Source organism: Bacteroidales bacterium (assembly GCA_023228145.1).
Classification (GTDB): Bacteria; Bacteroidota; Bacteroidia; order Bacteroidales; family CAIWKO01; genus CAIWKO01.
Genome location: JALOBU010000045.1, coordinates 324 through 6,776 on the forward strand (window position 1 = coordinate 324; position 6,453 = coordinate 6,776).

3 protein-coding genes are annotated in these 6,453 nt (G+C 38.9%); 2 read left to right on the forward strand and 1 reads right to left on the reverse strand.

Annotation, left to right across the window (positions count from 1 at the left end; genetic code table 11):
- Both M0R16_13235 and M0R16_13240 read left to right on the forward strand, forming a co-directional pair.
- Nucleotides 1–3,455, forward strand: a 3,455-nt coding sequence (locus M0R16_13235; GenBank protein ID MCK9613835.1) for a T9SS type A sorting domain-containing protein, incomplete at its 5' end; no start/stop codon positions are given.
- 430 nt (nucleotides 3,456–3,885) lie between these two features.
- The gene (locus M0R16_13240) at nucleotides 3,886–4,926 is read left to right on the forward strand and encodes a hypothetical protein (protein ID MCK9613836.1); all 1,041 of its coding nucleotides are present in this window, start codon (nucleotides 3,886–3,888) and stop codon (nucleotides 4,924–4,926) included.
- A gap of 23 nt (nucleotides 4,927–4,949) precedes the next feature.
- On the opposite strand, the gene M0R16_13245 is transcribed toward M0R16_13240, so the two are convergent.
- Nucleotides 4,950–6,453: B12-binding domain-containing radical SAM protein (locus tag M0R16_13245; GenBank protein MCK9613837.1), on the reverse strand; the 1,504-nt coding region annotated here is incomplete at its 5' end.

Here is a 6,453-nt window from a genome sequence, read left to right on the forward strand (position 1 = left end):
CAAACAATCAAGTAATTACACGAACCCTGACTTCAAGTACAACTTATTATGGCCGGTGGGAATCGAGTTCCTGCGGCAATTCTGCTTGCAAAGGTGCTACGGTAACTGTAGATTTAACAGCACCCACGTATGATGGTTATTCAAATGTTGGCGGTTACACGTATTATGACGGAACAAATTACTGGGTAAAAGGTGGCAATAAACTTACTATTGACATTAAACATAGCGATAATGTTGATGTAAAAACACAATATTTAACATTTTGCCATGACAACTGTACTCCAAATGGATGTGGTGACGCTCCCCATGAAATAAAATCATATAACACCGATGGCTCATTTACCGACTGGATGGCAAACGACTCGTATCTTAATATTACTGGTACCAGTATTGTTGCAGGTGGCTGGGGCAACACCACTATTACCAACCGATGGACAACAGAAGTTTCTGCTTCCTGCCCTGACTGGGATTGGTATCCTTATACTTATTTACATGATTGGTGCAGCAATGGTGTAGGATATACTGCTCTGGGTAAATGGATACGGGTGGATAATACAGCTCCGACACGTGATGTGGCATCCGTTAATGATGCCTGTTGGATAACCAATGGAACCAATGAATATACCATAACTATTGTTTCCACGGAACCTCGTAGCGGGTTCGGAGGCCCTTACGGCATGATGGCTCTGGTTAATTACTACTCAGGAGAAACAGATGCCGGAGGATATTTTGCATGGCATCCGAGTTCTTATGTCCATACCGAAAATCAAATGGCTTGTTCCGGAGGAGGATATGTTTCCAAATCAAGTTCCTGGGGAGGCGCCAGAATAGATCTGGTAAGTGCAACCACATCGACGATCGGTAATCAACGGACTGTAACATTTACTGTTCGGCCTCATAGTGATTATCTTGAATTGAATGGAACAAATAAAATTTGCATGTACACTTCCGACAATTGCTCCAATGAGGCCGGATGGACCGAATTTGCAACAAACTTCACAAGTATTAGAGTTCCGGCCACACCAACAGGAGCCACAGAAATATGTACAGGGGGCTCTGCCACATTGACCCGTGGAAATGCTCCTCCGTCCGGTGTCACTTATTATTGGCAGACATCTTCAACAGGTGAAAGCACTACATTAGGTTCAGGAGAGACTTTAGTGGATTCCCCTGGCTCAACAACCACTTATTATGTGCGTCCTTATTCAAGTTCCGGATGCTGGGGTCAAGCAAGTGCTGGTGTTACTGTAACAGTTAGTGCCGATCCTACGGCTCCCAGTCTAAATGTAGCAACTCCGGCCAGCGGCAACACCGTTTGTGTTGGTGCAACAGTAAGTGCAACATTCAATGCAGGCAGTGGCGGAGTTGATTGCGGCGATGAATATCAATACACAAACGGCGGCAGCTGGAGTTCTTACACCCCCGGCACTGAAATTACTGCATCTACTACTGGTACCAATGTTATTCAGATACAAACCCGCAGGGTATGTTCCGGCAATGGTTGTGACGGAGCCGGTGGAACCTGGGCAACCAAAGCCCAGTGGACGGTAGTAGCCGACCCAGATGTATCAGCCTCAGGAGCAACCACAATTTGCAGCGGCTTAACTGCTGATTTAACTTCTTCTGGTTCAAACGGAACCGGTACCATGTCGTATCAGTGGCAGTATTATGATGGAGCCACATGGGTGAACACCGGTACTAACAGCAATGAATTAACCACTCAGGCATTGGCCGGAACAACTGATTTCAGATGCCAGTATAGCGCAACAGGATTAGGATGCACAACAGCCACCTCTAATACAGTTACAGTAACCGTAAGTACTCCAGAGCCAGAAGGTTTACAATTGGGTGAGGACGATTATGTTTGGACAGGCGCCATTGATACTAAATGGGATGATGCCGACAACTGGATTTCATACAACGGGAGTACATTTAGCATCCCTGGTAATGTTCCTGCAGTTACGAACGATGTCTTTTTCACAACTTATGGGACTACTTGTGGAACTTCGACACCTGAGATATCGTCAGCCACCGGAAATTGCAAAGATATTACGATTGAATCGGGGCATGAACTTAAAATGTTGAGCGCTCAGATACTGAATGTTCAGGGCAACTGGAAAAATAATGGCACATTTACAGCAGGAAACGGAACAGTAACATTTAACGGCGCTGCACAACAAACCGTATATGCCGGGACGAGTAATTTTCATAATTTAACAATAAACAACTCATCAGGCATTGAAATGACATCTGACCTTACCGTAGGCAATGTTCTGAATATGACTTTAGGCAATATTGATGCAAAAACCAACGACAAGGTTCTTATTCTTGGTACTGCGACAGATAATCTGGGCACATTGGAATATACCAACGGCTACGTTTTAGGTAATATGAAACGCTGGTTTTCTAACACAACAAATTCCGATACTGCTTCAGGCCTGTTTCCCTTAGGTGTAGGCATCAACAACAGGCATTTGCTGGTTGAATATACAGATGCATCGAGCGGCGGTTCGCTGACTGCCTTTTTTAACGAAGCGTCTATGGGCTGGCCGGAGACGTGGATGGATATAGATAATGTTCCTATTATTCCTGCTGCAGGCGATTGTCCGGCATTTATAATTATGACATTGAGCGATGAGGGTTATTGGGACATAACACCCAGTACACCCAGTGACATGACTGGCGGAAAATATAATATTTCGCTGACCGGCGGAGGCATACAAACCATTAATAATCTTTGTAACTTAACAGCGCTGAAACGTGAAGGCGGTGGTGAATGGTACGAAGATGGAGATCATGTGCAGCCCACAGGTAGTACTTCAGCCCCTATTGTAAAAAGAGTAGGCGCTTCCGGTTGGAGCAACTGGGGCATGGGTGGTGGCGCATATAACCCGCTTCCAATAAACCTTTTAAGCTTTAATGCGGCATGCCAAAACAGGGAAGTAACAATAAACTGGACAACAGCCACCGAAACCAATAACGATTATTTTACCATTGAACGCAGCATAGATGCTCAGAAATGGAATGTGCTGACACAGATTGAAGGTGCCGGCAACAGCAATGCAATAAAGTATTACACAGTCCGTGATGATAATCCTTATGACGGCATATCGTATTACCGCCTGAAGCAGACGGATTATAACGGACAGTATGAATATTTTAACCCTGTTTCAGTGCGTTGCGATTCAGAGGAATCTACACCCATCATAAGTTATTATCCCAATCCTTTTACTTCGGAAGTAGTGATAGATATTCATAATCTGTCAGCCACCAAAGCATCCTTGGTAATTTACGACCTGCTGGGCAACAAGGTTTATGAAAATATCTTCAGTATGGTTGAGGAAATCAATAAAAAATTTACCATAGACCTTAACAGATTGCCTGTAGGGGTTTATATAGCAAGTTTTGTTACTGACGAATACAGCATTGTCAGCAGGATAGTTAAGCAGTTTTAATGTTATAAAAACTTTTGGCAGTTATATTAAAGTAAAAAAATCTGACCACATTATAGTTTTTAACACCCTATTAAAGGGCATCTCTAATAACCATGATCGGGCGCCTCTAAAAACAAAAAAGTTCGAGGCAGTCGAAGTTCTGAAAACCGCAGTGTACTGATCGTACATGAGGATTTGAAGAACGAAGACGAACGAAGAAATTTGAAGTTTTTAGAGGTGTCCTAAAACTTATAATTTCCATAGTATAATTAATTATGAATCATTTTCATTTAATAGCTGCAGTTAAACATGGCATTGGATTAATTTATATTATATAATCCCAAGTTTTTATAATAAATTGTATTTTAATTTTAATTCTTATTAAATTTGTTGCAGATCAAATATAATTCGACTTAACAGAATTCAAACTTTTGATATTAGTTATAATTCAATGATCCCAACAGAGTCTTACAGACAGAGAATTACATGGATAATAAATCAGCAATGTAATTTCCATTGCGAATACTGCACACAATGGCATAACAATGCGGAAGTATTAAAACCCATTGACATAAATAGGCTTTACCAGGGAATTAGCAGTTTAAAAGGCGACTGGCAATTTCATATTACGGGTGGGGAACCATTTCTTGAAAAGAATTTTATTAACATTTGTCAGGAAATCACACAAAAACATTTTTTATCATTAGCAACAAACCTGTCCACAAAAAATGTTTTCGATTTTGCTGATAAAATTGACCCTGGGAAAGTGGTGTTTATACTGACAGCAGTGCACATTACAGAACGAGAGAAGAATGATAAAGACCTTGGAAAGTTTATTGAAAAGATTGTAGGCCTTCAAAATAATGGTTTTAATATCGTAGCATATTATGTGGCGCACCCTTCTTTATTTAGCAGAATAAAATCTGATATAGAATATATTAAGTCTAAAGGTGTGCAAAAAATATGGATTAAGGTTTTTAATGGCTGGTATGAAAAAAAAATGTATCCTGACGCTTTTACACAGGAACAGAAATTTTTTTTAGAAAGCATGGAGGCAGATTATCTTGAAATTGAAATTCTGAACAGGCCTCATAAGTATCATGGACAACTTTGTCTTACTGGTCAACGACACTTTCTGATGGATAGGAATGGTAACCTTAAAAGATGTCATAGTACTTTAAAGAGCTATGGTAATTTTTTTCATAAATCAATATGGATTGATGATAAGCCTAGTCCTTGTCCGAAGAAAAAGTGTTTTGCCTGCCCATATGAAGGTATTGAAAACATACTTACTGGGAGAGGAAACTTTTTCACCGTTATGAAAGAGGATATCATTGAACAGTCATTATTATTTAAAAGGGATGGCTTTATGAAAAGATCTCAACAAATTTTAGTTGATATGTATCATTCTTTAAGTGGACCTCAAATTAATGAAAAAACCTCTGGAGGCCATAAATCACAAAATCAGCATCTCGTCTCAGATAAAACATAAAGAGCCCCCTTATTAAAGAGGGATTAATTTGAATTAGGGTAGTTTTTCATCAGTTTGTCATAAATTCGAAACAATTTTCCTGAATATTTATTTAAAGTCAGTTTTAAATGTTCCTTGGACGTAAAAATTGTGTTTTCCAGTTTTCTTTTACGCATTAGGACTTCTGCCTTGTCAAAGTCGGGGGTTTCGATCCAAACCTTACTTGCAGTTGAGAATAAACTTATTTCCGAAGTATTCGAAAATAAATCTTCAGGTAGGTAACCTTCCTGCACACATTTTTTAAACAATTTAGTGTTAGGGTATGGCTGGGCTATAAATGAATAGAATTTTATTTCCGGATAAATCTTTTTGATACGGGAATAAAATCTTAATGCATCAGAAAATCTTTCTTTGGTTTCTCCCGGATATCCGTTAATAGTAAAGATGTATGCCCTGATTTGATACTTTTTAAAAAGTCCGATTACTTCAAGCACATTATCAAGCTTGAGTTTCTTTCCCATTAAATCAAGCATTTCAGGGTTGCCGTGTTCCAATGCAATACAAATATCCCCGCAATTTGACTCTTTAAAAAGCTTTATAAGTTTTTCATTAAGGGTTTCAACTCTGAGACCGTTCGATGCCTGCCATGACAGGTATTGTTTCTTTTTGTTAATCTCTATGATACCATTTAATATCTCTTCTACCCTACCAGTATCTATGGTAAAATTGTCATCTTCAATTTCGAGGTTATTTACTTTATAATTATCTACCAGTTGATTAATTTCCTCTAAAACTCTCTGTGCCGAATATGGCCTCCATTTATATCCGCAAACATAATGGACTGAACAAAATTCACAGTCATAAGGGCATCCTCTTGATGTAATAATACTTGCGCTTCTTCTTTTTATATTGGCATCATTTCTTGGGGAATTATAAAGGTAGCTGTTAAAATCAATAAGTTCTCTGGCAGGCAAGGGAAAGATATCTATGTTTTTGGTAAAATAACTGGTTGCGTTTTTCAGGTCCGAATTCATATTTATTATCCAGGACGGCAATTCATGAGTTTGTTTTTGGAGGTAATCTATCAGGTGAAGCATGGGTTCTTCACCTTCGCCTAAAATAACAAAATCGGCTTTTGATGTAATAGCTAATTCGGGCTGAGTGCTTGGATAAACTCCTCCCAAAACAATGGGGATATTGCTGAATTTTATCTTTATTTTTTCGATAAGATTGTGTGCAATTTTTGCTAGATGCGAAAATGGAACGGAAATCCCTATTACCTCGACATCTTTTTCAATTTTTTCTATTATTTCTTCATCACTGAGCCCTACACGTAAATAGTTTTCTGTTTTAATAATCTTACTTATTCCTTCACCAAAAGCATCAATTACCAATACTTCATGATGATGCATTCTCAGAAAAGATGCGATCTGAAGTATTCCAAGGCAATGGGACATTTTTATATCTTTCTTGTCTTCAAATAAAAAAGGTATATTTATTACCAATACTTTCATGAATTTCAATAATAGGTGTTCAATACCAGCAACA